Genomic DNA, 25001 nt, shown 5'->3' on the forward strand with positions numbered 1-25001 from the left:
AATCGGCCTCAGATCAGCCAGATTTGATCCGGCACAAGAAAGCGCAGCAGTATGCCGCTGCGGTGTACTGTGCTCAATTGTGGCTAGTGCTTACTATCTGGACGGCGATTGTGCAGAGCTGGAAACAGGATGTTTTGAGTTTTTGCCCTTAAATCGTCATCGCGCATCAGTTACAATGCGCTTTTGCTGCATTTTTCAGATTTCGTTTGGAGCCATCATGCCCGTAAATATCGCCCCGCTGGACCCTGCTGCTCTGTTGCCGATTGCCGGCGTAGAAATTGGTATCGCTTCTGCGGGTATCAAAAAAGTAGGGCGCAAAGACACGACTTTGTTCCGCATTGCACCGGGCGCACGGGTGGCTGGCGTATTTACCTTGAATCGTTTTTGCGCAGCGCCGGTTCGTATTTGTCAGGGGTATCTGGCTGCAGGTCATGAAATCCGTGCTCTGGTGATTAATACTGGTAATGCCAATGCCGGTACCGGCGTTGATGGCATGCAGCGCGCGCAAGCAATTTGCGCCGCAACGGCGGTCGAGTTGGGGGTGGAGGCCAATCAGGTGCTGCCATTTTCGACGGGCGTGATTTTGGAGTCGTTACCGGCCGATAAAATTATTGCGGCTCTGCCAGCTGCGAAAGCTGATTTCTCGGCCAGCAATTGGGCTGAAGCGGCGAGTAGCATTATGACCACTGATATCGTGCCCAAAGCATCGAGTACTCAAGTGCAAATCGGCGGCAAAACCGTGACGATTACCGGTATCGCTAAAGGCTCGGGCATGATTCACCCGAATATGGCAACGATGCTGGGCTATGTAGCGACCGATGCGGCAATTAGCCAGCCATTGCTGCAGCAAATGCTCAAATACGCCGCCGATCACTCATTCAACAGCATTACCGTCGATGGTGATACCAGCACCAATGACAGCTTTATCTTGATCGCGACCGGTCAAGCAGGTAACGATGAAATCGTCGATGCCAACAGCGCTGACTTTGCTGCGCTGCAAGCGGCGGTGTTGCAGGTATCGCAGTTCCTTGCCCAAGCAATTGTCCGCGATGGCGAAGGCGCGACCAAATTCATCACGATTAATGTCGAAGGTGGCGCAAGCTATGACGAGTGCAAAGCCGTTGGCTACGCAATTGGCCGCTCGCCTTTGGTGAAAACGGCGTTTTTCGCTTCGGATCCAAACTTGGGCCGCATCTTGGCTGCGATTGGTTATGCAGGGATCAACGATCTGGATGTGGATAACATCGAAGTGCGTTTGGATGACGTACTGGTCGCTATTAATGGCGGGCGCAACCCAGACTATCGCGAAGAGCAGGGTCAGGCCGTGATGAACAAGGCTGAGATCGCGATCAATATCAAGCTTAATCGTGGCGAACACAAGGCGACGGTATGGAGCTGCGATTTCTCGTATGACTATGTGAAGATCAACGCCGAATATCGCAGCTAATTACTGCATAGTTGTTGATGCCAACAGCGATATACCTTGGGTGGTATATCGCTGTTTTTATTTGTGAGTATGGTTTTCATGCAAATACCCATCTAAGCTGGCAATAAGGTTTGGGCCGTTGTTTTGCACAAGCGCGGGTAGTAGCTATAGTGAAATCATCCCGCCTTCGAGATGATTTTGCATGAGCCAGCTCCCCATTTCCGCGCCACTGCAAGCTACGCTCGATAAAATTATCAAGCTGACTAACTCTGACCGTTATGAAGCGTTTACCTATTGCGAGGCCGGCTTTGCTGCTGCACGTGCCGCCCATGATGATGCTGCGTTTATTGCGATTGCTATCCAGTATGGATTAGTGATTGATCAGCATGGCTATCCAGATGAAAGCATCAATATTCTGTATGAAGCATTGCAGCTGGCGCAGAGTTACCACCATTTTCATGATGAAGCACGCTTGCTCAATGTGATTGGGCGGGCGGTCTATACCCGTGCCGAGTATCGGCGAGCAATGCAAGCGTGGGCGCATTGTCTGGAAGTGGCAACTCTGGCTGACGATCAGGTGAGCTGGGTTTGGGCTAAGCTGGGGATCGCCCAGATCTATGATGCCCTAGATGATCATGCCACTGCCGTGATCTTGCTGCAGCAAGCACAAGAGCGGGCAGTGTACTTGCATGACCCCATTTTATTGCTCAATGTCCTGCTCAATTTAGGAGTTAACTTATTTCAGGAGCGCCAATTTGAGGCCGCGCTGCAAACGTACCACGAGTCATTGGCATTGGCGCGTGAGTTAAATCATCTGGACGATATTGGCGAAACGCTGTTTCGCATTGCTCAGCTTTTGCTAGAGCAGGGGCAAATCACTGAAGCGCTGGATCATCTTGGGCAAGCGCAACAAATTTGTGAGCAATCACACCACATGTGGGCGCTAGCCAATATCTATGGTGTTCGCGCACAGATTTACCAAGTGCAAAATCAAATCAGCCAAGCTTTGCTGGACGTGCAGCATGGAATTGATTACGCGAGCGCTTCGGGTTCGGCACATATTGAAATGCGGTTACGCCTGTTGCAATCACAATTGGCAGAACAAAATCACGATGCAGAACTTACCCTTGCGGCTTTTCGGGCGGCAAACGTGCTCAATAGCAAGATTAGCCCACATGATCATCGCCAGCAGTTGGCTGAGTTGGAGGATTTGGCAGGCTTGCGCCCCAGTTCTGGTCGTATTTTATTAGAGCTGGCGAATAATCCATTGCTGGAACGTTGCTCATTAGCCGAATTGGCCGCGATGCTGTGCAATGCCGCTGGGCAGATTATCCGGCAAGTTCGTGCGAGCTATTGGGAGTATCTACCCGATCAGCAGGCGCTTAGAAAGGTGCATCCGCAACTGGACGTGAATATCGAGACTTTTAACCCACCTTTGCTGCAAAGTCTGCAACGTGGGGAAACCATTGTGGCCCATAACGCACAGCACCATCAGTACACATGGTCGCTGTATGAGCGCTTGCTTCTACCTGAAAAGCTGCAATCTGTATTGATGATTCCACTGCGTTTAAATGAGAGTTTGTATGGAGTTTTACAGGTGGGCTATGCCGAAAAAACCAAAAACTGGAGCACGGATGAAGTTCAATATATGAATCAGCTCGCCATGATTGGCACCCGTGCGTTAGCTAATATTGAGCGGCATATTTTTCAGGCGGATATCGCCCGCTTAAATGCGCAACTTCAGCAAAATAATAATGAATTAGAAGCAAGGGTTGTTGAGCGTACCATTGAGTTGCAAAAGGCGATGGAGCACCTAATTGAAACTGAAAAGCTCGCATCATTGGGCAATCTGGTTGCTGGTTTTGCCCACGAACTCAATACCCCACTGGGCAACACGCTAACGGCTGCGACCACTTTGCTGGATAAAAACCGCAATTTGCTGGAAACCATCAATGCAGGGGTAATGAAAAAAACCATCTTGTTACAGTATCTGGATGAAACCAGCATGATTGCGGAATTAGTCGAGCGGAATGCTCGGCGGGCGAGCAATTTGATCGCTAACCTCAAGCAGGTAGCAGTCGATACCGCATCGAGTAAGCGGCGGCAATTTAATTTGCATCAGGTGATTGAAGAAACGGTTGCGACGCTAATTGTGAGTTTAAAAAAACGTAAAGTGAATGTCTTTAATGAAGTGCCTGACGATATTGAGCTCAACAGCTACCCTGGCTCTCTTGAGCAAATTATCAGTAATTTTATTAATAATTCATTGATTCATGGGTTTAGCTTGGATGCGAATGGTGAGATCCATATCAGTGCACAGCAAATCAATGATGAACAGATTGAACTTAGCTATTGGGATACTGGTGTTGGGATTGCTGAAAGTATTAAAAAACGAGTGTTCGATCCATTCTTCACTACGCGTTTTGGCCAGGGTGGTAGTGGGCTTGGGCTGTACCTGGTTTATTCACTGGTGACCGGTACGCTGGGCGGCGGGATTGAGCTTCGTGATCGGCCAGCGGGGGGCGTTTGGTTTGTGTTGCGTTTACCTATTGTGGCGCCTGCTGAGCCGTCGCAAGAGTTTGATTTGCTCCGGCATTGAGGGCAGTACAAAAACTAAACGGGGCATAAGCCCCGTTGTGGTTTTAATCATTCAGTTTGCTTTGGCCGCACCTACCGAAATGGTTCAGCGATCTCAAGTGCGAGATTCCTCGCGTCGTCGTGATCCAATTTAATAGGGTGTTTAAAGGCCCGGAACAAGTTCATCAACGCATCGTTGACCGTACTCGCTAAGCCTTCCATGAAGTTAAATCGCATTGCGAACTCCTTGAAGGTTTCACTATCTACGTCGCTGATTTTGCTGACAGGTGCTATCCCATGGTGCGATAGCTCGTTGCAGGAGTGTCGTCTCCTGCCTCGCCGGCGCAGTGGCACCGGCCTGTTGGCACAACCGTACGTGTTGCCCTAACCCCATGTTAAGGCAACGTATTCACTCTAGCACTGGCGGTAAAAAAAGAAAATAAAATTCAAAGTAGCTCATCAATGTGGTGAGCTGATACTGAGTTTGATTTCGCTAAAGCCTTGATAGGGCATAGTGAGGCTGTATAAACGATCACGACTTTCACTGCACAACAAGCATGGTTGGAGGCTTACAAGGCAATCTGCTGCATTTTCTAGGCTGCTGCTGGCGAGGTCATTGATCAATTCGGCAATGAAAAACACACGATGTACCGTTGTGATTTCGGGCAATAGTTGATGCAATACCGTCATTGGGGCGCCACGTAATAGATACCAGTCGTGTTCATGTACAATAAGGGCATTGAAATTGGCTGTTTGTGTGGGCTGTCGCACCGTATTGTGTGGAGAAATAGCCAAAATGGTGCACACCATGCTTGATTCACTGATCAGCGTGTTTAACTGGGCGACAGTTCGCGCGGTCTGGCTATGTTGTAGTTCCAGTAGGTTGCGTTTCACGATGCATGCTTCACTGTGGTACCAACCTGATTTTTAATCAAAAATTCTAAAAATCAACCTCCTATTAACATCTAATCGATCAACGATGAATATGCGAAAAATAACGCGAGTAGCGGCCGGCATTTTGCTGCAACCTGATGGACAGTTTCTGATGGCGAGCCGTCCTGCCGGGAAGCCATACGCAGGCTACTGGGAGTTTCCGGGTGGCAAGCTTGAAGCCGGTGAATCCGCGCTGGAAGCATTAAAACGTGAACTTCAAGAGGAGTTGGGTATTAATGTTACAGCCGCAACGCCGTGGCTATGTCAACGTTTTGATTACCCGCATGCGCTGGTTGAGTTGCATTTTTTCCGCGTAACCGCTTGGGAGGGGGCCATGCACTCGCATGAAGGGCAGCAATTTGCGTGGCAACAAGCTGGGCATTTGCAAGTGTCGCCTATCTTGCCTGCCAATGGGCCGATTTTGCGAGGGCTTAGCCAGCCACAGTTGCTAAGGTTTACCCCTGCAGGCTTGCTGGATAACGAGGCATTAGTTAGCCAGATCAAGCAATATTGGGCGCAAAGTGATGCATGGTTTGTGTTGCGCGAGCCGCAACTTGATGCTGATAGTTATGCTGCGCTGTGCCAGCAAATTACACAGTTGCCACGGCCGCATGGCGGCAAATTAATTGCGCATGGCTCCCTTGAATTGGCTTCACAATTGCCAGTGGATGGTATTCACTTAAGTGCTACGCAACTCATGGCCTGCACGAGTCGACCGCGTGGGTTTGACTGGGTTGGTGCCTCGACACATGACCAACAGCAGTTGGCGCAGGTACAAACACTGGGTCTTGATTACGCCGTGCTTGGCCATGTGAATAACACGGCTAGCCATCCAGATGAGCCCCCACTCGGCTGGGATGAGTTTGGTTGTTTACTCAAGCAAGGCTGGAGTTTCCCATGCTTTGCCATCGGTGGGCAGAGTGTGGCGACTTTGCCATTGGCACAGTCATATGGGGCGCAAGGTGTGGCCGTTTTACGAGCGGCTTGGCAATGCTAAAGCGCTTCATTTCCAAATATGTACTGATCTTTTTGTTATTGCTAGGAGCGCTCGTTGTGCTGGCTCAGCGCGATGGGTTATGGTTGTCTTTGTTGCAGCCTACACCTGCGCAGAATACGGTGCATCTAAGTTGTCCCAAATTACAATTGGGATGCCAGTTTACGATTGAGCAAACTCAGTATCGCATTATTGCCGACGAAGGGATCAGTGGGGCAAAGCCATTTACAGTGAAGCTTGAAGGTCGAGCTGGGCGAGTTGAGGGCAGCTGGCAGATGCAAGGTATGGAAATGGGGCCAAACAATTACCGCTTTATTGCCAATGGCGATACTGCTTGGCAGGCGAAGATGGTGTTACCAATGTGTACACAGTCACGCCAAGACTGGCTGTTGATTTTAAACATCGATCAGATTCAGGTTCAGATTCAAACATCCTCTGATGCTAGCTAATCACAGGCTGGCAATTGTGTGAAAAACTAGTAAGCTGGAGTGAGGAGGATTTTAGATGAAGAAACAAGCACTATTGCTGCTCGCAATGGTATATGCCGCAACTGCCACCGCAGGCAAAGTTTATCAATGGCGCGATGCGGATGGACGGGTTTACTACTCTGATCAGCCTCCACCCCAAGTCGTAGCCAAAGAGCGCCAAATCCGCCCCAATACCATCGGCAATGCCAGCCAGGCGCAAAGCAAAGCTAGCAAAGTGGCAGCGGAAGATGAAATCGTATTATGGGTGAGCGCCAATTGCGAGCCGGCGTGTTCTCAAGCCTTGGCGATTTTGGATCAACGCAATGTACGTTACGAGGTTAAAAACGCCGATCCCAGCAATGAAAAAAGTATGCTTGGGTTTTTTAATGCCGCTGGCACCATGCAAGCGCGTCCCCCGATACTTATTATCGGTAAAAACGTGCTTAAAGAATGGAATAGCCCAGTGTGGCAGGCTGAGCTGAGTAAAGCCGGTTATCCACTCCCAAAAGCCAAGCAATAAATAAAGGGGCCAATTTGGCCCCTTGTTGTTTTGCGCCGCTGTAGCGATTATTTGCTATTAAGCTCTTTATCTACGCTATATTTCGAGCCTGCGACTGTTGCTTCGGCTACAAGTCCAGTTTTCGTGAGCTGATAGACATAGATACCTTGAGCTACCTGTTTTGCCCCCGTTATGCCAACACCTTTTTCGCTGGCTTTGGCGGCGGCCGTGGCATTCGCATCTGCAGTCCAGCCACTGTTCACGAAGTTGTCAAACGCCGTTTGTTCGGTAAATACCAAGACTTCTTGGGTTTCTTTCGCGCCAAGTCCAAGGCCCACTTTACCTTGCACCATAGTCATGTAGGTTTTTTTGCCCTTGGAAACGGCAACCCCTTCACCGCCACCTGCACCTAAAAATACCGCAGTAAACCCACCTGTTCTAAACACAGCATAACCCGCTGCTTTGGCAATTTGTGCTTTGGCGGCAGGGTATTTTTTATAAATCTGTGCCAATGAATGTTGGCTTACCTTATCTATCTCGGCACGGCGTTGGGCGGGTGTTTTTTGCTGCTCTTTGCTTTCTGCGTGGCTTTTATCCGGCGCATTGCCTTCGGCCCAAATCGGAGTGCTGAGCGTCATTGCTGCGGCAGCGATGAAGAGTTGACGTAATAGCATGATAAACCTCGGGTTTTGGTTGAGTATTTAGTATAGCTGGCATTTTCTGACTGGTTTGTATGGATTGAAAGGTTTTGTTGTTGTGTTGAAAGGCTGTTCCTTATACTATTGCCGATTGCTACTGTGTATTGCACGATAGCTTGTATTACTCATGCAAGGGGCGGGATGAAAACCCAACTAAAAAAAGGCGTGTTGGAAATGTGTGTGTTGGCGGTGCTCGCACGTGGAGATAGTTATGCGTATGAGATTGTCAGCACCTTATCGAGCACGATGGAGATGAGCGAAGGCACGATTTACCCGCTGATGCGCCGGCTTGAGGCCGAGCAGTTTGTTAGCACCTATTTGAGCCAATCAAGTAGTGGGCCGGCGCGCAAATATTATCAACTGACCGAACTGGGGCGGTCTGCTTTGCAACAAATGCAGCGCGAATGGCTGGAATTTATCAGCGATGTCGAACAAGTGATACAGCAAGGAATCGCGAAATGAATCAACAAGAATTTATCGCGCAGTTAGAGCGCGCATTGCGCCAATTACCCGCCGCTGAAGTGCGGGATATTGCGTCTGAGTATCAAGATTACTTCGCCGAAGCGATTGCAAATGGGCGCAGTGAAGCTGAATTTTGCGCCGCGCTGGGTTTACCGAAGCAATTAGCCGCAGAAATCCTGACTCGTAGTTCCGTGCGTATCAGCAATGAATCACCAGTATTTGAAACTGCTGAAAAGTCAGGCTTTAGATGGTTCAGGCACGTATGGCATACATTTAAGCAAGCTCCGCTTATTTTTTCGCTGCTTGGTATTTTCACCTCAATCATGGGTTTGCTAGTGGCTAATTCTTCACTGGCTAGATTTTCTCCTATATTTTCGCCACTTATCGGGAGTCTAATGACCTCTTTAGTAGTCGGCTTGGCGTGGCGCTTTGAAATGAAAAAAACCATCGATTTTGGTGCGGACGATGTTCATTTTTCGAGAGTATGTATTCGTGCAATCGGGTTTGCCATCATGTGGGTCGGGTTGAGTCTGCTTTCGGATTCAATTTGCGATCTTATTGCTGGACGACCCATGGGCTTATATATGGCTGAAGCCCCAACCGGTGCGGAGCAAACATTTAATATGCTCTGGACAACCTTTGTTGCGATAGGTTTTGTCTTTGCACATGGCTTGATTATTTTGCAGAACCAATCGTTGTTGACTGCCACCAAACTGAGTTGGCGTGCAGCACGTCGTTATTGGTCACAATGCTTGATGCTTTTGATGCTCATGTTTGTCTCATCGCTTGCTCTGGTGATGCTTTTAATCACTCTGGGGAATTTAATGAAGGGTATGACAGGTGTTGAAATGTCAAGTGAGGTACTGAGGATGGGCTATTATGCGGTGCCAATTTTTGGCCCTTGGATTGGAATGATGTATTTGATGTCATATTCAGCGTGGGCCGCTGTTTTCCGCGATGGCTCGATGAGAACTGAAGTCCGCCACTCTTAAAAATCAAACCGCACCGGAATATAAAAAACCGACCTGTATGGTCGGTTTTTTATATTGAGTTAATCTATGGGGTATTGCCATCTGACTCAATTTAAAATTGGCCTTTGGTAATATACCCACGATGGCTATTTCTGCGCAATTCTCTCGCCGACGCCATCATTCCAGTCGTAATAGCCTTTCCATGCGCTATAGACCAGATTCGGATATTCGGCTTTACCTAGGCTACCGTTGTAGCGGCCCAGAGCGCGAAATAGATCGCCGTTCTCAATATCTAAATAATGGCGCAAAATTGAGCAGCCATAACGTAAGTTGGTGTTCATATCGAACAAGCTTTGCTCAGGGCTACCGATGGAACGCTGCCAAAATGGCATCACTTGCATCAAGCCACGCGCGCCCACGGGGCTGATTGCATAGCGGTTAAAGCGACTTTCGATGTGAATCAGCCCGAGCACCATTTGTGGATCAAGCCCCGCACGAGTGGCCTCATAGTGAATTGAAGTAAGCAATTTACGCCGTACAAACTCATCGGGGATACGGGTTTTTAGCCGCTCTGACATCTCATTGAGCCATGCCTCGCCTTGCGCTTTATCGGCAAACATCAACCTGGGTTCGATGCGATCAGCAATGCTGCGGCGCAGGCTGCTGGCGACCGAATCCGATAGATATTCTTCACGCTGCGCTCCTGCATGCGCGCTCGCGCTAACTAGGCTTAGGCAAAGAAGGGCGGGGGCAAAAAACTTCAACATATTGAACTACTTGTATAAATTGCGGGTATGCACTGAGCCGTAATTTTGGCCGCTACTTGCGGCAGGGTCAATGCCTTACAGCGATTTGGCCTGCTCGGAGGTGAGCGTCGGCACTTTATCGCGGCAATAAAAAAGCCCATTCGAGAATGGACTTTTTAAATTCTTCCGGGTATTGCTCGCTAAGCGATTCAAATTGTGCTTTGCAAGCAAATACCCGTGGTTGCAGCTTAGGCGATTTGTTGCTGAATAAAGCTCAGTGCTTCGCCAAGCGCGATTTTCTGCATTTCACCCGCACGTCGCGCCACGTATTCCACTTCGCCGTTCGCCAAGGCTTTATCGCCAATCGTGACGCGATGCGGGATACCGATCAATTCCATATCGGCAAACATCGAACCTGGACGCTCGTTGCGATCGTCGAGCAAGACGTCGATGCCTGCTGCCGTGAAGTCGGCGTACATTTGATCCGCAGCTGCTTTAACGGCTTCAGATTTGTGGTAGCCGACCGCAACGATCGCCACCGCGAATGGTGCCATTGCCGCTGGCCAGATAATGCCGCGTGCATCGTGGTTTTGCTCGATCGCTGCGCCGACAATGCGCGAAACGCCGATACCGTAGCAACCCATTTCCATTGGCGTCAGTGTGTTTTGCTCGTTCAGGAACGTGCAATTCATCGCTTCAGAATATTTAGTGCGCAATTGGAAAATGTGGCCCACTTCGATACCACGACACAATTCGAGCACGCCGCCTTTGCCATCTGGGCACACGTCGCCATTCACGACGTTGCGAATGTCGGCCACCACGTGTGGTTCTGGCAGGTCACGGCCAAAGTTGACGCCTGACAGGTGCAATTTCGGTTTGTTCGCGCCGCAGACAAAGTCGCTCATTGCGGCAACGGTGCGATCCGCAATTACGCGAATGTTCGCGTTAATGCCAACGGGGCCGATAAAGCCCGGTGGGCAGTTCAGATTGCTGCGAATTTCTTCATCAGTCGCGAAGCGGAAGTCGCTCATGCCTGCCACTTTGCTGATTTTCACTTCGTTCAGATTATGGTCGCCACGCAACAGCGCCAGCACGAATTCACCCGCCGTCGTTACCAAAGCAATGGCTTTCACAGTGCGATCGATCCCGATGCCCAATAGTGCCGCAACATCTTCGCACGCAGTTTGTTTTGGCGTGTCAACTTCGGTCATTGCTTGCGCAGCAGCGGCGCGTGGTGCCGCAGGAGCGAAGGCTTCAGCGAGTTCAACGTTCGCTGCGTACTCAGACGTTGGGCAGTAAGCGAGCAAGTCTTCACCCGCATCGGCCAAAACGTGGAATTCGTGCGAGCCGTCACCACCGATTGCGCCAGTATCGGCTGCAACCGCACGGAATTTAAGGCCTAGGCGCGTAAACACCTTGGAGTATGCCCCGTACATCACGTCGTAAGTCGCTTTCAACGAGTCCAGATCAGCGTGGAATGAATACGCGTCTTTCATCATAAATTCGCGCGCGCGCATCACGCCAAAACGCGGGCGGATTTCGTCGCGGAATTTAGTTTGGACTTGGTAGAAATTCACCGGCAATTGCTTGTAGCTCTTGATTTCCGAGCGTGCGATGTCGGTGATGACTTCTTCGTGCGTCGGACCAAAGCAGAATTGACGCTCGTGGCGGTCGGTGATTTTTAGCATTTGTGGGCCAAATACATCCCAACGGCCGGTTTCTTGCCACAATTCAGCGGGTTGTACTGCTGGCATCAGCAATTCTTGCGCACCCGCGCGGTTCATTTCCTGGCGAACAACGGCTTCGACTTTGCGCAAAATACGCAGACCCAAGGGCATCCACGTGTAAAGGCCTGAGCCCAGACGTTTGATCAGTCCAGCACGCAGCATCAGCTTGTGCGATAGCAGTTCGGCCTCGGAAGGCGCTTCTTTTAAAGTAGAAATGAATAATTGCGAGGTGCGCATGGTGGCGTAATCCAGTGTAGTAGGGCTAGCTCAAATGAAGCCGAGTATTTTAACCGATTTAAGCTGATTATTCAGCAGCAGGCTGCTCAGCTTGCGCGGCGCGTTCGGCTTCAAGCTTGGCGATTTCAGCGGCTTTTTGCTCGGCGCGTTTGGCGGCAAATTTTGGGCGTAGTTGGTTCATTAAGATGATGTCGCGGGTTTTCATGAGCAACAGCAACCAAGCAACCAGCAGTGCAGCGTAAATCATGTTGTCCGTGCGCACGGTTGGCAGGAACTTTTCAATCAGCGGATTGATCACAAATTGCACGCTACCGAGTACAGCCAATAGAAGTACCACTGTAGAAATTGCCCGTTCACGCAGGAAGGTGCCACGCAATAGCACACGTTGTTCCCAGCGGCTTAAATCAGCTAATTCAGGGACGTCATCTGGGCGGAAATAAAAAGCCATTACTTGTGTTCCAAATCATATGCAATGGCGGGCAATGTTACGGGAAAGTGCATATAAAGCAAGCCTGTACTTCCCGTTTTGTGTTGGGCGTGTTATCAATTGCGAATAAAAACGGAGACGAACACCTATGAGCAAGTTTTTTGCCCTACGCCAACTGTCGTTAGCCTTGCTAGTGACTGGTTTTGCCACGACGGTTCAGGCTGAAGAGGCCGCAACGGCTTCGACCCCGATGGCCTTAAAACCCATTTCCAATATGGAATTTACTCGCTCACAATTGAGTGAGGTTCTGCTGCCAGCTCACAGCAAGTTGGCACAAGCCAGTGCCGATTTGGCTGCGGCTAGCCGGAAATTCTGTGCGGCACCCGTTGCGAGTGGCTTTGCATCTTTGCAAGCGCAATATGTAAATACACTGGCGGCTTGGCGCACGATTGAAATTGCCCCATTGGGGCCGACGTCTGAACCCGAAGTAGGACGAATAATGGAAGGCGCAGCACAGTCACCTGAGCAAATTTTAACGCTGGCTAAGCAGCGGCCTGCCGGTGAGATGGTGGATGGGCAGGCTGCGTATGAGGCGCGGGTATTGCCTGCTTGGGGTATTGGCTTTAAAGCTATTGAATCATTGCTTTATACGGATAAACCCACTAAGAGTATGCAACGTTTAAGCCAAGCTGATGCTTGTGCTTATCTAAGTTGGCAAGCTCAGGTGGTGGCATATCACACTGAAACACTGCGGCGTGCTTGGCAAGGTTTAAACCGTGGGGTGGCGTATGATTTGAGCTATCCACGTACCTATCAGACGCAATATTTTAATCGCTTGGTGGAGGGCGCACGCGAGATCGGTGCTGCAAAGGTCGGTTTAACGCAAAGTGGCTGGCAAGATCAGCGCGCCGGAGCGACCGTTGTTGGTTTGCGGGCTAATGTGGCGGGCATTCGCGGTTTATTAACCGGTAATCAAGCTGGGATTGGTTTGGATGATTTTATGCTCAGTCGTGAAGATAAAGATAAATGGGCTCAGGTCGATGTTGCACTCAAGGCTTTGGAAGCGGCTCTACCCACCTCTGAGCAAGCACTGAAGCCGGCTGCGGCCAAGAAACTGGCTGCAGCAGGTAATCAGCTAGCCGACGTATTGGAAAAGCAAATCGCACCGCTGATGAGCATCAAAATCGGCAAAGTTCAGCCGCAGTAAGCTGTAACGAGCTAAGCCTATTTCGTGGGTATTTTGCAGTAATAGGCTTAGCTTGGCAGTGCGTCGACTTATAGCTCGTCGAGTAATTGCCCACCCCAGCCCCAGTTTTCTTCTCGGGTTTCGTCAAAGTTGACAATCACGTATTCGCGCGGCTTGCCCGCGATACGTTCCATCGTGCTGGTCATTTCTTCAACAATCTGCTTTTTTTGTTCCCGCGTGAGTTCGCCAGCTAGGCGGATATTAATGTAGGGCATAGTGCCTCCTAATGCTTACAAACATTTAACGAAACCGTCACATCAGCAATTTATCATGCAACCTTGATTTGCATGAGTGGAATAGGCAGATGTTACACCGATCTTTAGCGCTGATTTTGATTTTACTGATGGCACCCTGTTATGCCGATCTCACGGTAGGACTGTTTACCTCGCGTAATTCGGACCAGACTTTGGAAGATTGGCAGCCCGTACTGAACGATTTGGCGCAGGCTACTGGGCAGAAAGTAACTGGTGTTGTTATCAGTGATCGTGAAGAGTTATTGCGTAAATTGCAAAAGAACCAAGTGCAAATTGCCCGCGTAGATAACAAACTGGCGCTCGATGCCGTTGAAACGGCAAAAAGCGAAGTGTTTGCCCGTTTAACTCAAACTGGCAATCTCAACGATTATCGCAGCCTGATGCTAGTTAAAAAAAACAGCCCGATTAAAAATGCCGATGATTTGCTCAATCACCCTAAGCAATTGCGTTACGCGGGTGGCAAGGTCGGGGCAACCGCTGAATATTTAATTCCGCACTATCACTTGTTTTTCAAGCGCAACGTATTGCCGGAAAATTATTTCAAGCAATATCAGCAGTTAAGTGCCGAAGGGGCATTTGTGGCATTGGCGCAAGGTCAGGCCGATGTGGCGGTGAGCAATAGTTTCGACTTGGAGCAGCTCAAAGAAAAATACCCACGTGATTTTTCGCAAATGCGCGTTGTTTGGGAGTCGCCCAAGTTTGCTTTCGATCCTTTGATAATGCGAAATGATCTGCCTGCAACCCAAAAAAGTGCAATTAGCCAGTTTTTTATTAATTATGGCAAGACTGGGGCAAATACGGCGGTGGCACGGCAGCGTTTGTACTATGCCGATCAGTTGGCTGGTTTTGTGAAAGCAGATAATCGTAGTTTGCGGCAAGTGACGGACTTGCAGTTATTTCATGATTTATTCCGCCTGACATTCAATACCAAATTAAGCCCTGAAGCTAAAGTGGCGCAAGAAAAGTCATATTATCAACGGTTTGACTCGCTGGTGGCTTTGCTGGGCGGGGCGAAATAAAACGTGCGGATTATTTTTTGCGAAAAAACCGCACAAAGGGCTTGACGAAAAAAAGTCGATCCCGTAACATGCGCAGCCTTGAGGGGGGGATTACCCCAGCGGTCAACGGGTCCGGACTGTAAATCCGGCGGCTCAGCCTTCGAAGGTTCGAATCCTTCTCCCCCCACCAGAATTAGCAAAAAGCCCTAGTCAAATGACTAGGGCTTTTTTGTTTTCTGCGTTAGTTGGTACTAAAACTCCAGCGCAAATCAAATGGCTGTAGCGACTGCGAGCTACTCAGATAGTAGCCAGTGACCCATACGGTGTAGCGCGTGTTGGGATTCAAAACCTGATTGGGTACGGCTAGCAAAACGTTCTCGGCTTGCACAATGCTAGGATCATTGTCGTGGCTGCGCACGGTCAGCGCAACTTCACTGCTGCAATTGGCATAAACCTTAAACTGCCCCAAAGTTAACTTGCTGCCAAAATTACCCTGCAATGTGATCGGATAGCCTACCGTGCCACGGCTAAATGGAGTATCAGCCATCGGGTTTGGGGTTTCGGTGTTTTCCCAAGCGGCAGTAATGCGCGTTGAGTTGGCGTACGGGTAGGCGACGATAGCAAAATCAGCGATTGAAGGCTGGTAGTTGGCGTAGTCTTGCGTGGCATAGTCAACCCCAGTGCTGCTGCGAGCATAGCCGCTACCCATGCTTTCGTATTCGCTTAACATCACAATCCGATGCAAGGGCGCGTCAAATAAGGCGCGAATGGCATTATCTGCAGTGCTGCCATTCCCGCTCATCGAGCTGGCAATTTCACCGCTGTAGCTGAGCGTTGGTGTGAAGTTAAGGTCAATCCGCTCATGCGGTGTAGCTGCGGTAAAGCCGGGTAGGCCCGCCGTTTCGTAATGCGTCAGGATGTTGTTGCTGGCCATGTAGCTTGAATGTGCCGCCGCCGCGTTACTGATTTCGGCATTGATACTCAAGGTGGGAAGCCCTAGCTCTGTGCGAATACCATTGGTAAACCCGTTTAAATCTGCAATTGGATTCCCGCTGCGTTGATAGGGGTTCGCTCTGCCAGCGTTGGGCGCTAACTGAACCGGGCTGCTGGCTTGAGCAGGCATTTGCTCGCACAAATTGAGTTGCCGCGAGCTGCTCTGAGTTTGCAATTCCGCGCTGGTGCTTCCGCTTCCACCGCCGCCTCCGCAGGCGATTAAGAAGCAGCTGAGCAGGATAGATAGCCGACGGTAGCGTGAGTGCATAGACATTTTTCGGTTTCCTCTCCACGCTGGGCGAAGGTATTAAAGTGGTGGCTTACCACTGCAATATAGTGAGGCCGATCAAAATGCCAATCTTTACAGATCCATTTTTACGTTATTTTTTGATGACGATTCAAAGAAATTTTTGTAAAACTTAATGGGGCGTGCTGACTGCTGGATGTTTGCAACTGCCCGCCTAGAAATTGCCCGATGAGCTTTGCAGTGGGCCCTCAGCAATTAAGGCAATTTGTTCACGCAATTCCAGAATGCGGTTTTGCCAATAAATTGGCGTATTAAACCAAGGGAAAGCGGCAGGGAAGGCTGGGTCATCCCAGCGGCGCGCCAGCCACGCGCTGTAATGCAGCAAGCGCAAAGTTCGTAAGGCTTCGAGCAAATGCAATTCGCTAGGGTCAAAATCCATAAAATCTTCGTAGCCGTACAAAATGTCGTTAAGCTGGGCTTGTTGCTCGTGCCTCTCCCCCGATAGCAGCATCCACAAATCCTGAATAGCGGGGCCATTACGGGCATCATCAAAATCAACAAAATGCGGCCCAGCATCAGTCCACAAAATATTACTGGCATGGCAATCACCATGCAGCCGCACATTGGCGACTTTACCTGCTCGTGCAAAACAATGCTCTACCGCGTCTAAGGCCTGCGCGGTCACGCTTTGATAGGCTGCTTGCAAATCGCTGGGAATAAACTGCTGGCCAAGCAAAAATGCCACCGAGTCATGGCCATAGCTTTGTATGTCAAGAGTAGGGCGTTCGCTAAAACACTGAGTCTGGCCCACTGCATGAATCCGGCCGAGGAAACGCCCGATCCATTCCCTGGTTTCGCGCTGATCCAGCTCCGGTGAGCGACCACCGCGACGTGGAAATAACGCGAAGCGGAAACCTTGTTCGCTATGCAGGGTATTGCCTGAAAGCTCAATGGGTGCAACAACTGGAACTTCATACCCTGCTAGTTCTTTACTGAATGTGTGCTCTTCCAAGATTTGTTGGTCGCTCCAGCGCGCGGGGCGGTAGAACTTGGCGACTAAGAATTTGCCCCACTGCTGATCGTCGTCCAGCCCGATTTGATAGACCCGATTTTCGTAGCTATTGAGCGCTAGTAAATGGCCGGAGGTGCGAATACCCAGCTGTTCGAGCGCCGTTAAGATCAAATCGGGGGTGAGTTGGGCATAGGGCGCGTGAGCTAATGGGGCTGTCATGATGGTTGGCCAATCAAAAGTATGGGTGGAACATACGGCAAAGCGGTCCGGTTGACTATAGCTAGTGCATATTGCCGCCAGCGAACATAAAAATAAGTTGTAGTGCTAAAACAGTGAAATACCGCGCAGTTTTCACACTGTGCTTTGCTAGGTGCTAGCGATTTGCATGATAATTGGGCATCACTCGTAGGCAAAGGCCGTAAGGGTAGAACAGCATGTGGTCGCCATCGACTTCCGAACCATCGACAGTATTATCGCTGCTACAGCCGCTAGACCCAGTGCAGCAGCGTCACTCCGCGCGAATTAAACGCGAGCGGCGCTGGCAGCGGCAACGTTTGGCGCTTGGTTTGGCGTGCTTGTCATTATTATCCGGCGCCTTGTGGCTAGATGCTGGCGGGATGGTATGGCCAATATTGCTGTTGCCGCTAGGTAGTGCTGCGGTGTTTTTTTATGCCAGCTTTGCATTGCGGCGCAGTAACTCGGAATGGGAATGGCGTACGTCGGTATTGGCGATCTTTATTCCGCCGTTATTTACGACGGCTTGGGCATGGATGATGCGCGAACAATTGCCCGCCTCTAGTTTGGTATTACCCTTTGTATTGCAACCTATGTTATTGCTGTTGGCGGGTTTACCCTTGCTACGCTATGTTGCAGCCACTTTATTAAATCTGCTGCTCATTACCGCCATCATTGCGAGTGCGAGCTTTACATTTCTGCCTGCGGTTAGTGCCGTATTAGTGGTGGTGCTTGCGACGGTGCTGGGGATTAATACTGCTCAGCACTTATTGCAAAATCAGCAGCGTATGTTGGTGATGCGCCAGCGGGTGGCTGAAAATGCTGAAAAAATGGCCGAACGCAATCAAAAAATGCGCAAGTTGGCGTTTGAGGATCCATTAACTGGCTTGGCCAATCGCTTGCACCTGATTAATCAGTTGCGCCAAACACTGAAAAACCCCTTATCTGAAGCCGCTAATAGCGTGGTATTTCTCATCGACCTCGATTTTTTCAAAACGGTGAATGATCAATACGGGCATGCGGCAGGCGATGCTTTGCTGATTGAAATTGCCCAACGCTTTAAGGCGTTGGTGCGGCGTGGTGATCTGGTGTGCCGACTAGGGGGCGATGAGTTCGTTATTTTGGTGCGCGGGCTCAACAAACCGGCGGAAATCATCACCGTCGCCGATAAAATTTTGGCCAAACTAAGCGAGCCGGTCTGGTATCAGCAGCAACAGTTGCCACTCGGTGGCAGTATTGGTATTGCACCTTGGTTGCCAGATTTGCGCTCACCCGCTAGCTGGTTGAAAAGTGCGGATGAAGCAATGTATCAAGCCAAAGTAGCAGGCCGAAATCGCTATGTGATCGCAGATTTTGCAACCCAAGCACGGAGTGATACATGAGCCCCGCTTTGCTCCGGATTGAACAATTGAGCTTGTGTTTTCCGGGGGCCGAGCCGGTAGTGCGAGGGGTGGATTTACAAATATACGCTGGTGAAAAACTGGCCTTGGTCGGAGAGTCGGGCTCAGGTAAAAGCGTGTTGGCGCGCGCCATTTTGCAACTGGATCAGCGGGTGTGTGCCACCGGAGCGATTCAATTGCAGCAGCTAGACCTGTTGCGTGCCAGCCCCGCCCAGCTGCGTACTATTCGTGGACGTCGGGTGGCGATGATTTTTCAAGAGCCAATGAGCGCGCTTAACCCCTTGCAAACTATTGGGCAACAGATTGGCGAGGTACTGCAGCTTCATCTGGGGTATAGCCCGCAGCAACAGCAGATACGGGCGGTAGAGCTATTACAGCGTACGGGTATCGTCGATGCGGTTGCTAAATTGCGCCGCTATCCGCATCAATTGTCGGGTGGCCAGCGACAGCGGGTTATGATCGCGATGGCGCTGGCTGGCGAGCCGGAATTATTGATTGCCGATGAGCCGACCACCGCACTGGATATGACGGTACAAGCCCAGATTCTGAGCTTGTTGGCGGATATTCAGCAAGAGCGCGGGATGGCGGTTTTGCTGATTTCGCATGATCTGAATCTGGTGCGTCATTTTGCTGATCGCGTAGCGGTGATGCAGCGTGGGCAAATTGTAGAAACAGCCCCAACTCTGCAGCTATTTAGCCATGCTCAACATCCTTATACGCAGCAATTGCTGGCCGCGCGGCCGCAGCGTGTTGCCGATGAGTTGGCTGAGCAGGGGGCACAATGCCTTCAGGCGCACGGATTAAGTCACCAATATGCCCAGCCGGGACGGTTTTTCTGGCAGCATCACTGGCAAGAAGTATTGTCCCCATTAGATTTACAGTTGCATCAGGGTGAAACCTTAGCTGTGGTGGGCGAATCTGGCAGCGGTAAAACCACGCTGGTGCTGGCTTTGTTGCGCTTGTTGCAAGCAGGGCGAGGGGCAGGGCAAATCCAGTTGGGAGGGCGCCTCTTTAGCCAGCTCAAAGGCGCGGCCCTGCGCTTGGCTCGCCGTGATATTCAAATTGTGTTCCAAGACCCATTTTCTGCGCTCTCTCCGCGGATGACCGTCGGTGAAATTGTCGGTGAAGGCCTATTGGTGCATCAACCACAGCTGAGTGCCACCGAACGCGAGCAAAGCGTGATTGAGGTGATGCAAGCGGTGGGTTTAAATGCGGACATGCTGGGACGTTATCCGCATGAATTCTCAGGCGGGCAAAGACAGCGTATCGCGATTGCCCGCGCCTTGATTGTGCAGCCCAAAATATTGATTCTGGATGAGCCCACCTCAGCGCTAGATGCGACGGTGCAGCAGCAGGTGCTGCAATTATTGGCTGATCTGCAGCGCCAACGTGGCCTCAGTTATATTTTGGTCAGTCATGATATGGCAGTCGTGCGGGCATTGGCGCACCGGGTTTTAGTGCTCAAAGATGGGCTGATTCAAGAGCAAGCCAGCGTTGGGGAATTATTTGATGCACCACGGTCTGACTACACTCGGCGTTTGATTAATGCTGGCATGCTGGATTAGTACGCAAGGGTATGTTGCAGCAGCTAAGTAGCTACATAGGTTTGGTGAATATACTAATAGGCTCTATCTGTAATAGTGGTTAAAGTAGTATTTGCTAATATTTGTTTTTCTATTTTGGATTAGGTTTTACATGAAAATTGCAACTTGGAATGTTAATTCACTGAAGGTGCGCTTGCCGCAAGTACTCGATTGGATGGCGGCCAATCCTGAGGTGACTGCGCTGTGTTTGCAAGAAACCAAAATGGATGACCCGGTTTTCCCACAGGCCGAGATTGAGGCTGCGGGCTATCACGTCGCCTTTGCCGGGCAAAAAACGTATAACGGCGTAGCCATTATTGCCCGCGCACCGATTGAAGATGTGGTGATCAATGTCCCTGGATTTGATGATCCGCAAAAACGCTTGATTACTGCGACCGTTAATGGGGTGCGTCTCATTGGGGCATATATTCCCAATGGACAAGATCTGGAGTCAGATAAGTATCCGTACAAACTCGCTTGGCTTGAGGCTTTATTGCAGTGGCTACAAGCCCAGCTACAGCAGTATCCGCAGCTGGCTTTACTCGGTGATTACAACATTGCCCCCGAAGATCGTGATGTACATGATATTAAAAAATGGGCGGGTGGTGTATTAGTATCACCGCCGGAACGTGAGGCCTTTGCACGTATGCTTGCCTTGGGCTTGAGCGATGCATTCCGGCATTTTGAGCAACCTGAGAAATCATTTAGTTGGTGGGATTATCGGGGCTTTTCATTCAAAAAAAATGCGGGTTTGCGAATCGATCATATTTTGATGTCGCCGGCACTGCTGGCGCGTTGTAGCTCCTGTGTGATTGATGTTGAACCACGCAAGCATGAGCGTCCATCGGACCACACCCCTGTTATTGCTACCTTAGATTGAGCAAGAAAATGGATAAAGCGAAATTACTTTCGGGCAGTAGCCTGTTTTGCGAACTAAGCTATGAGGCGCTGGCAGAGCTAGCACAGCATGCACAATCGCGCCTGGTCAGGGCCAAGCAAGTCGTGCTCGCCCAAGGTGAACGCAGCGATGAAATGTATGCGGTGATTCACGGCCGTTTGAAAGTGATGCGCAGCAATACCGAAGGGCGCGAATTAACTTTGGCCATTTTGGAGGCGGGCGAGGTATTTGGCGAGCTGGCCATGCTCGATGGTGGCCCACGCACGGCCACGATTGAGGCCTTGGAAGACTGTGAGCTGCTGGTGCTGCAACGCGCTACTGTCGATCAATATTTGAATGCGCATCCACTGGTTATGCGTTCAATGATTCAAACCTTGTGTGAGCGTTTGCGCAGTGCCGATGAGCTGGTGCAGGACACCTTATTTTTGCCCTTGCCGCAACGGTTGGCCAAAGTACTACGACAATTGGCACAAAACCATGGTGATGAAACGAGTGAAGGCATACGTATTGACCTGAAGTTAACACAGCAAGAATTGGCCAATTTTGTGGGCGCCACCCGTGAAAGCGTGAATAAGCAGTTAAGCGCCTGGGAGACACAAGGGTGGCTGAGTATGCGTGGCGGTTATATTTTGCTAAGTCATGTTGATAGCTTGCCCTAAGCTACATCTCGCGATTAAGGCTGTCTGCACCTTAGTGCAGTAGCTTGGGTTAATTGAGTGATAAAAAACCTCGCCACTGGCGAGGTTTTTTGCTTTATAGGGGTTAATACCAATTCGGTACGTCATACTGTTGTAGTAAAGCTAAGCTTGCGAAATGTAACAAATCCAAATTGACTACATCTTACAGCGTCTGGCCTAATGATCGTTGTAAGCTTTTGTGGTTTTTAATTGTTGCGTATATAAGGATTTGGTTATGTTTTTGCGTTCTATGTCTGGTTTAGCTCTGACTTCATGCTTGCTTGTTATGTCGGCTAGCCCCGTCGCACTGGCGTTTAATGCGAGCTCGAATCTACCTGTCAATGTGGACGATAAAGGCGTAGCTTTACGTGGCTATGACCCAATGTCGTATTTCTCTGGCAAGCCAGTGCAGGGCGATGCAGAGATTAAATTCACATTTGAAGGCGCTACATACTACTTTGCCAATAAAGAAAACCTAGCTAAGTTCAAAGCCAATCCTGGCCAGTACGCGCCGCGTTTTGGCGGTTTCTGTGCTCAGGGGGTAGCCAAAGAGAAAAAGGTTGATACCGATCCACTGTCATACAAAATTGTGGATGGATATTTATTCCTGACGGCGAAGCCCGCTTACAAAGATTGGGTGGTTAATGTGGATGGCTACGTTAAGCAAGCGTACGTACGTTGGCCAGATATCAAAAATGTGCCACCAAAAGGGCTGTAATTACAGCTAAATTGCGCAAATTGGTATTAAAGCTCTTGGGGGTTGCGTTGAAGGCGCAGCCCTTTTGTTTTTTGTGAACTACATTACTCGCGGTATGAGCAGGGTGCCCCGCAATTGCCCGCTTCATTTATGTTAAGCTGGTTTTTGCAGATTGATAGAGATCTGTATTTTGCGTCTTCAGGGCGGGGTGAAATTCCCCACCGGCGGTAAATTAACCCTAGTGAGTTGATGAGCCCGCGAGCGCCCAATATTTTTTTGGGGTCAGCAGATCAGGTGAAACGCCTGAGCCGACGGTATAGTCCGGATGAAAGAAGACATACAGCGATTCGCCGTAAGGCGGAGGCGCTGTACTGCCGTGCGTTTTCAACGCAGGCATAGCCCTGAACGCTTTCTTGAACCAACAAGGAGCGTTTCCTATGAAAACTACGTTTGAGCAGTATTTCCAAAACACCACCCCGCAGCAGCGTGTTGAGCAGGCCATCGCGGCATTTCAAGCAGGCGAGGCGGCAATTTTGCTGGACGATATCGACCGTGAAAATGAAGCGGATTTGATTTGTTCCGCTAGCCAGCTGAGTTTGCCGCTGATGGCGATGTTGATCCGTGAATGCAGCGGCATCGTTTGCCTTTGTCTGAGTGCCGAGCGGGCCAGGCAATTGCAATTACCTGCGATGGTCGCGGATAATCAAAGCCGCTATGGCACCGCATTTACGGTTTCGATTGAAGCGGCCTTGGGTGTCACTACCGGGGTATCTGCTGCTGATCGTTTGGCAACAATTTCTGCTGCCATACACCCCGCAGCAGTACCTGATGACCTTGCCAGACCCGGGCATGTTTTTCCGCTCGTGGAGAATCCGGCAGGGTTGCACGGACGGCGCGGGCATACCGAAGGTGCGCTCGCGCTGTCTCGGCGAGCCGACTGTGGTGATAGTGCGGTGCTATGCGAATTGATGATGCCCGATGGCACGATGATGCGCGGGCAAGATCTGATTGATTTTGCGCAGCGGCATCGCTTGCCAATCTTGTCGATTGAGGATCTGGTGCAAAGCGTGGCTGAAGTAGTGTAAGCACGAATAGCCCCGTTCGCGGGGCTATTTCAGCGCAAAATTGGCGACAGCTTGGGCATGTAAATCGGCGGTATCAAACAGCGGTACAGCAGCGTCGCTCGCATTGACCAGTAGCGCAATTTCAGTGCATCCCAAAATAACCCCTTGCGCACCTTGCGCCACTAATTTGTGCATCACTTCGCGATAAACTTGCCGTGAAGCTTCATGAATCTGACCTTGGCACAGCTCGTTGAAAATAATCTCATTCACTCGCAAGCGATCGCTAAGTTCTGGCACGATGACCTCAATCTGCTGGGCGACTAAGCGGTCGATATAAAAATCCTGCTCCATGGTAAAACGCGTACCAAGTAGGCCAATTTTGCTGAGATTGGCCTGTTTGATATGGCTCGCGGTGACGTCGGCAATATGTAAAAACGGTAGGTCGGTGGCCGCCGTAATTTGATCGGCGACCTTATGCATGGTGTTGGTGCATAAGACCAGACATTCGGCGCCCGCAGATTGAAGCGTTCTGGCCGCTTGCGCCAGTTGCTCCCCCGCAACGTGCCATTCGCCCGCGCTTTGTAGGGCGGCGATTTCGGCAAAGTCAACGCTAAGTAACAGTATTTTGGCTGAGTGCAAACCGCCTAGCTGTGCTTTGATTGACTGATTAATCACACGGTAATAAGGAATCGTTGATTCCCAGCTCATGCCGCCAATCAGGCCGATAGTTTTCATCTGAACGCCTCGTTGATTTAATCAAATTGGTAATGTTTTTTCAGCGGGGCGGTAATTTGCCATGTGCAGCGCATGCCGGCAGGAAAGGTGGCTAAATCTCCGGCGCTAATGGTGACCGCTTCGCCATCGACGGGGGTGACGATCACTTCGCCTTCGAGTAGGTAGCAGGTTTCAGCACAATCATAGCGCCAAGGGAAGCTGGAGATACTTTTCTCCCAGATCGGCCAAGCGCTAATGCCTAATTCAGTTTGTCGTTCGGCGCCAATTGATCGTTCGATTTGAATGCGGGACATGATAATTCCTGTTTTGAAACATGGGTATAAGCATTGTAAAGCGCCGCTGGTCGTATGGGTGACGCTGGGGTTGTCAGCAAGTAAAAATTTATAGATAATGAGAACGGATATTAATTAGGTTCTCACTATGATTGTCTGTGTCTGCAATAACGTTAGCGATAAAGCGATTCGCAAAGCCGTAGAGCAAAACGGCGTGCGTACTTATATCCAACTGCAACGCACCACACAAACCGGCACTTGCTGCGGCAAATGTACAAGCTGCGCTAAGCAAGTGCTTAAAGACGCGGTGGAAACCTACGAAGCACAGATGCTAGCCGATTTGGAAGACTTAGCCTTCGCCTAAATTTTGGGGGTATACCACTGGATTTATTGCCTCGTGATTGATTGCGATGTATACCCATCCAGACTATGCAAAAAGCCCGAGTTTAACTCGGGCTTTTTGTTTGGACTACGGTCAGGGTTGGGCTTGCCCAACAGGCTGGCCGTGCCTACCTCGTTGCCTGCGT

General features: G+C 50.2%; 27 protein-coding genes, 1 tRNA gene and 1 riboswitch. Of the genes, 17 read left to right on the top strand and 11 right to left on the bottom strand.

The window, feature by feature from the left end:
• Positions 1-217: 217 nt before the first annotated feature.
• Both argJ and HZU75_RS13150 read left to right on the top strand, forming a co-directional pair.
• A complete protein-coding gene (argJ, locus tag HZU75_RS13145; protein ID WP_180306473.1) occupies positions 218-1447 on the top strand; it encodes a bifunctional glutamate N-acetyltransferase/amino-acid acetyltransferase ArgJ in 1230 nt (409 codons plus the stop codon).
• Positions 1448-1628: 181 nt separating this feature from the next.
• Positions 1629-4025 (top strand): ATP-binding protein, encoded by a 2397-nt coding sequence (locus HZU75_RS13150; protein WP_180306474.1) that lies wholly within the window; start codon positions 1629-1631, stop codon positions 4023-4025.
• Positions 4026-4096: 71 nt separating this feature from the next.
• Here HZU75_RS13150 and HZU75_RS13155 read toward each other — a convergent pair whose 3' ends face one another.
• The gene (locus HZU75_RS13155) at positions 4097-4240 is read right to left on the bottom strand and encodes a hypothetical protein (RefSeq protein ID WP_180306475.1); all 144 of its coding nucleotides are present in this window, start codon (positions 4238-4240) and stop codon (positions 4097-4099) included.
• A gap of 222 nt (positions 4241-4462) precedes the next feature.
• Positions 4463-4897, bottom strand: coding sequence for a hypothetical protein (locus HZU75_RS13160; RefSeq protein WP_180306476.1), 435 nt, complete (start codon positions 4895-4897; stop codon positions 4463-4465).
• Between the two features lie 85 nt (positions 4898-4982).
• Here HZU75_RS13160 and HZU75_RS13165 point away from each other — a divergent pair, with 85 nt between their 5' ends.
• Genes HZU75_RS13165 through HZU75_RS13175 form a run of 3 tightly spaced genes read left to right on the top strand, consistent with a single transcriptional unit; the run spans position 4983 to position 6917 of the window.
• Positions 4983-5933: a Nudix family hydrolase gene (locus HZU75_RS13165; protein ID WP_308419420.1), complete on the top strand. Its 951-nt coding sequence runs from the start codon at positions 4983-4985 to the stop codon at positions 5931-5933.
• Entirely contained in the window at positions 5927-6379 is a 453-nt protein-coding gene (locus HZU75_RS13170; RefSeq protein ID WP_180306477.1) for a hypothetical protein, read from the top strand. The genes HZU75_RS13165 and HZU75_RS13170 overlap by 7 nt, the downstream gene beginning before the upstream one ends.
• 55 nt (positions 6380-6434) lie before the next feature.
• On the top strand, positions 6435-6917 hold the full coding sequence (locus HZU75_RS13175) for a DUF4124 domain-containing protein (RefSeq protein WP_180306478.1): 483 nt from the start codon (positions 6435-6437) through the stop codon (positions 6915-6917).
• Between the two features lie 47 nt (positions 6918-6964).
• Here the strand turns inward: HZU75_RS13175 and HZU75_RS13180 are convergent, their stop codons facing one another.
• A complete protein-coding gene (locus HZU75_RS13180) occupies positions 6965-7570 on the bottom strand; it encodes a YSC84-related protein (RefSeq protein ID WP_180306479.1) in 606 nt (201 codons plus the stop codon).
• A 165-nt stretch (positions 7571-7735) separates the two neighbouring features.
• Here HZU75_RS13180 and HZU75_RS13185 point away from each other — a divergent pair, with 165 nt between their 5' ends.
• On the top strand, positions 7736-8056 hold the full coding sequence (locus HZU75_RS13185) for a PadR family transcriptional regulator (protein WP_180306480.1): 321 nt from the start codon (positions 7736-7738) through the stop codon (positions 8054-8056).
• Entirely contained in the window at positions 8053-9048 is a 996-nt protein-coding gene (locus HZU75_RS13190) for an HAAS signaling domain-containing protein (RefSeq protein WP_180306481.1), read from the top strand. The genes HZU75_RS13185 and HZU75_RS13190 overlap by 4 nt, the downstream gene beginning before the upstream one ends.
• 125 nt (positions 9049-9173) lie before the next feature.
• On the opposite strand, the gene HZU75_RS13195 is transcribed toward HZU75_RS13190, so the two are convergent.
• The 3 genes from HZU75_RS13195 to HZU75_RS13205 all read right to left on the bottom strand — a co-directional run bounded on the left by HZU75_RS13195 (position 9174) and on the right by HZU75_RS13205 (position 12185).
• The gene (locus HZU75_RS13195) at positions 9174-9794 is read right to left on the bottom strand and encodes a lytic transglycosylase domain-containing protein (protein WP_180306482.1); all 621 of its coding nucleotides are present in this window, start codon (positions 9792-9794) and stop codon (positions 9174-9176) included.
• Between the two features lie 227 nt (positions 9795-10021).
• Positions 10022-11737, bottom strand: a complete 1716-nt coding sequence (locus tag HZU75_RS13200; protein ID WP_180306483.1) for a proline--tRNA ligase — start codon at positions 11735-11737, stop codon at positions 10022-10024.
• Positions 11738-11804: 67 nt separating this feature from the next.
• On the bottom strand, positions 11805-12185 hold the full coding sequence (locus tag HZU75_RS13205; RefSeq protein WP_180306484.1) for a hypothetical protein: 381 nt from the start codon (positions 12183-12185) through the stop codon (positions 11805-11807).
• A gap of 127 nt (positions 12186-12312) precedes the next feature.
• Here HZU75_RS13205 and HZU75_RS13210 point away from each other — a divergent pair, with 127 nt between their 5' ends.
• Positions 12313-13371, top strand: a complete 1059-nt coding sequence (locus tag HZU75_RS13210) for an imelysin family protein (protein ID WP_180306485.1) — start codon at positions 12313-12315, stop codon at positions 13369-13371.
• A gap of 68 nt (positions 13372-13439) precedes the next feature.
• Here HZU75_RS13210 and HZU75_RS13215 read toward each other — a convergent pair whose 3' ends face one another.
• Entirely contained in the window at positions 13440-13625 is a 186-nt protein-coding gene (locus tag HZU75_RS13215; RefSeq protein ID WP_180306486.1) for a tautomerase family protein, read from the bottom strand.
• A gap of 89 nt (positions 13626-13714) precedes the next feature.
• On the opposite strand from HZU75_RS13215, the gene phnD reads away from it, so the two are divergent.
• The gene (phnD, locus tag HZU75_RS13220; RefSeq protein WP_180306487.1) at positions 13715-14683 is read left to right on the top strand and encodes a phosphate/phosphite/phosphonate ABC transporter substrate-binding protein; all 969 of its coding nucleotides are present in this window, start codon (positions 13715-13717) and stop codon (positions 14681-14683) included.
• An 83-nt stretch (positions 14684-14766) separates the two neighbouring features.
• A tRNA-Tyr gene (locus HZU75_RS13225) sits at positions 14767-14852 on the top strand.
• 51 nt (positions 14853-14903) lie between these two features.
• Here the strand turns inward: HZU75_RS13225 and HZU75_RS13230 are convergent.
• Both HZU75_RS13230 and HZU75_RS13235 read right to left on the bottom strand, forming a co-directional pair.
• Entirely contained in the window at positions 14904-15929 is a 1026-nt protein-coding gene (locus tag HZU75_RS13230) for a CAP domain-containing protein (RefSeq protein ID WP_180306488.1), read from the bottom strand.
• 187 nt (positions 15930-16116) lie between these two features.
• On the bottom strand, positions 16117-17133 hold the full coding sequence (locus tag HZU75_RS13235) for a serine/threonine protein kinase (protein WP_180306489.1): 1017 nt from the start codon (positions 17131-17133) through the stop codon (positions 16117-16119).
• A gap of 215 nt (positions 17134-17348) precedes the next feature.
• Between HZU75_RS13235 and HZU75_RS13240 the strand changes: the two genes are divergently transcribed.
• From HZU75_RS13240 to ribB, 6 genes are all read left to right on the top strand, one after another.
• A complete protein-coding gene (locus tag HZU75_RS13240; RefSeq protein WP_180306490.1) occupies positions 17349-18530 on the top strand; it encodes a GGDEF domain-containing protein in 1182 nt (393 codons plus the stop codon).
• Positions 18527-20113, top strand: coding sequence for an ABC transporter ATP-binding protein (locus HZU75_RS13245; protein WP_180306491.1), 1587 nt, complete (start codon positions 18527-18529; stop codon positions 20111-20113). Before HZU75_RS13240 ends, HZU75_RS13245 begins: the two co-directional genes overlap by 4 nt.
• 130 nt (positions 20114-20243) lie before the next feature.
• Complete coding sequence (xth, locus tag HZU75_RS13250) at positions 20244-21011, top strand: exodeoxyribonuclease III (RefSeq protein WP_180306492.1); 768 nt, start codon at positions 20244-20246, stop codon at positions 21009-21011.
• Between the two features lie 8 nt (positions 21012-21019).
• A complete protein-coding gene (locus HZU75_RS13255) occupies positions 21020-21688 on the top strand; it encodes a Crp/Fnr family transcriptional regulator (protein ID WP_180306493.1) in 669 nt (222 codons plus the stop codon).
• Positions 21689-21941: 253 nt separating this feature from the next.
• Positions 21942-22424 carry a YHS domain-containing (seleno)protein gene (locus tag HZU75_RS13260; protein WP_180306494.1) on the top strand — a complete coding sequence of 161 codons (483 nt, stop codon included), beginning with the start codon at positions 21942-21944 and terminating at the stop codon, positions 22422-22424.
• A gap of 169 nt (positions 22425-22593) precedes the next feature.
• Positions 22594-22744, top strand: a riboswitch (FMN riboswitch).
• 96 nt (positions 22745-22840) lie between these two features.
• Positions 22841-23488 (top strand): 3,4-dihydroxy-2-butanone-4-phosphate synthase, encoded by a 648-nt coding sequence (gene ribB / locus HZU75_RS13265; RefSeq protein WP_180306495.1) that lies wholly within the window; start codon positions 22841-22843, stop codon positions 23486-23488.
• Between the two features lie 24 nt (positions 23489-23512).
• Here the strand turns inward: ribB and HZU75_RS13270 are convergent, their stop codons facing one another.
• Positions 23513-24202: an aspartate/glutamate racemase family protein gene (locus tag HZU75_RS13270; protein WP_180306496.1), complete on the bottom strand. Its 690-nt coding sequence runs from the start codon at positions 24200-24202 to the stop codon at positions 23513-23515.
• A 17-nt stretch (positions 24203-24219) separates the two neighbouring features.
• Positions 24220-24495, bottom strand: a complete 276-nt coding sequence (locus tag HZU75_RS13275) for a cupin domain-containing protein (protein WP_180306497.1) — start codon at positions 24493-24495, stop codon at positions 24220-24222.
• A gap of 127 nt (positions 24496-24622) precedes the next feature.
• Between HZU75_RS13275 and HZU75_RS13280 the strand changes: the two genes are divergently transcribed.
• Positions 24623-24838 (top strand): (2Fe-2S)-binding protein, encoded by a 216-nt coding sequence (locus tag HZU75_RS13280; protein WP_180306498.1) that lies wholly within the window; start codon positions 24623-24625, stop codon positions 24836-24838.
• Positions 24839-25001 lie beyond the last annotated feature (163 nt).

Source organism: Chitinibacter fontanus, from assembly GCF_013423785.1.
In the GTDB taxonomy this organism is placed as follows: domain Bacteria; phylum Pseudomonadota; class Gammaproteobacteria; order Burkholderiales; family Chitinibacteraceae; genus Chitinibacter; species Chitinibacter fontanus.

Excerpts from the sequence above, each read along its gene's own strand:
- HZU75_RS13235 (WP_180306489.1), bottom strand. The coding sequence starts at position 17,133 with ATGACAGCCCCATTAGCTCACGCGCCCTATGCCCAACTCACCCCCGAT.
- HZU75_RS13180 (WP_180306479.1), bottom strand. The coding sequence starts at position 7,570 with ATGCTATTACGTCAACTCTTCATCGCTGCCGCAGCAATGACGCTCAGC.
- HZU75_RS13170 (WP_180306477.1), top strand. The coding sequence starts at position 5,927 with ATGCTAAAGCGCTTCATTTCCAAATATGTACTGATCTTTTTGTTATTG.
- HZU75_RS13175 (WP_180306478.1), top strand. The coding sequence starts at position 6,435 with ATGAAGAAACAAGCACTATTGCTGCTCGCAATGGTATATGCCGCAACT.
- HZU75_RS13260 (WP_180306494.1), top strand. The coding sequence starts at position 21,942 with ATGTTTTTGCGTTCTATGTCTGGTTTAGCTCTGACTTCATGCTTGCTT.
- HZU75_RS13195 (WP_180306482.1), bottom strand. The coding sequence starts at position 9,794 with ATGTTGAAGTTTTTTGCCCCCGCCCTTCTTTGCCTAAGCCTAGTTAGC.
- HZU75_RS13240 (WP_180306490.1), top strand. The coding sequence starts at position 17,349 with ATGTGGTCGCCATCGACTTCCGAACCATCGACAGTATTATCGCTGCTA.
- HZU75_RS13275 (WP_180306497.1), bottom strand. The coding sequence starts at position 24,495 with ATGTCCCGCATTCAAATCGAACGATCAATTGGCGCCGAACGACAAACT.
- HZU75_RS13255 (WP_180306493.1), top strand. The coding sequence starts at position 21,020 with ATGGATAAAGCGAAATTACTTTCGGGCAGTAGCCTGTTTTGCGAACTA.
- xth (WP_180306492.1), top strand. The coding sequence starts at position 20,244 with ATGAAAATTGCAACTTGGAATGTTAATTCACTGAAGGTGCGCTTGCCG.
- HZU75_RS13185 (WP_180306480.1), top strand. The coding sequence starts at position 7,736 with ATGAAAACCCAACTAAAAAAAGGCGTGTTGGAAATGTGTGTGTTGGCG.
- phnD (WP_180306487.1), top strand. The coding sequence starts at position 13,715 with ATGTTACACCGATCTTTAGCGCTGATTTTGATTTTACTGATGGCACCC.
- HZU75_RS13280 (WP_180306498.1), top strand. The coding sequence starts at position 24,623 with ATGATTGTCTGTGTCTGCAATAACGTTAGCGATAAAGCGATTCGCAAA.
- HZU75_RS13210 (WP_180306485.1), top strand. The coding sequence starts at position 12,313 with ATGAGCAAGTTTTTTGCCCTACGCCAACTGTCGTTAGCCTTGCTAGTG.
- HZU75_RS13270 (WP_180306496.1), bottom strand. The coding sequence starts at position 24,202 with ATGAAAACTATCGGCCTGATTGGCGGCATGAGCTGGGAATCAACGATT.
- HZU75_RS13205 (WP_180306484.1), bottom strand. The coding sequence starts at position 12,185 with ATGGCTTTTTATTTCCGCCCAGATGACGTCCCTGAATTAGCTGATTTA.
- HZU75_RS13200 (WP_180306483.1), bottom strand. The coding sequence starts at position 11,737 with ATGCGCACCTCGCAATTATTCATTTCTACTTTAAAAGAAGCGCCTTCC.
- ribB (WP_180306495.1), top strand. The coding sequence starts at position 22,841 with ATGAAAACTACGTTTGAGCAGTATTTCCAAAACACCACCCCGCAGCAG.
- HZU75_RS13190 (WP_180306481.1), top strand. The coding sequence starts at position 8,053 with ATGAATCAACAAGAATTTATCGCGCAGTTAGAGCGCGCATTGCGCCAA.
- HZU75_RS13215 (WP_180306486.1), bottom strand. The coding sequence starts at position 13,625 with ATGCCCTACATTAATATCCGCCTAGCTGGCGAACTCACGCGGGAACAA.
- argJ (WP_180306473.1), top strand. The coding sequence starts at position 218 with ATGCCCGTAAATATCGCCCCGCTGGACCCTGCTGCTCTGTTGCCGATT.
- HZU75_RS13150 (WP_180306474.1), top strand. The coding sequence starts at position 1,629 with ATGAGCCAGCTCCCCATTTCCGCGCCACTGCAAGCTACGCTCGATAAA.
- HZU75_RS13245 (WP_180306491.1), top strand. The coding sequence starts at position 18,527 with ATGAGCCCCGCTTTGCTCCGGATTGAACAATTGAGCTTGTGTTTTCCG.
- HZU75_RS13155 (WP_180306475.1), bottom strand. The coding sequence starts at position 4,240 with ATGCGATTTAACTTCATGGAAGGCTTAGCGAGTACGGTCAACGATGCG.
- HZU75_RS13230 (WP_180306488.1), bottom strand. The coding sequence starts at position 15,929 with ATGTCTATGCACTCACGCTACCGTCGGCTATCTATCCTGCTCAGCTGC.
- HZU75_RS13165 (WP_308419420.1), top strand. The coding sequence starts at position 4,983 with ATGAATATGCGAAAAATAACGCGAGTAGCGGCCGGCATTTTGCTGCAA.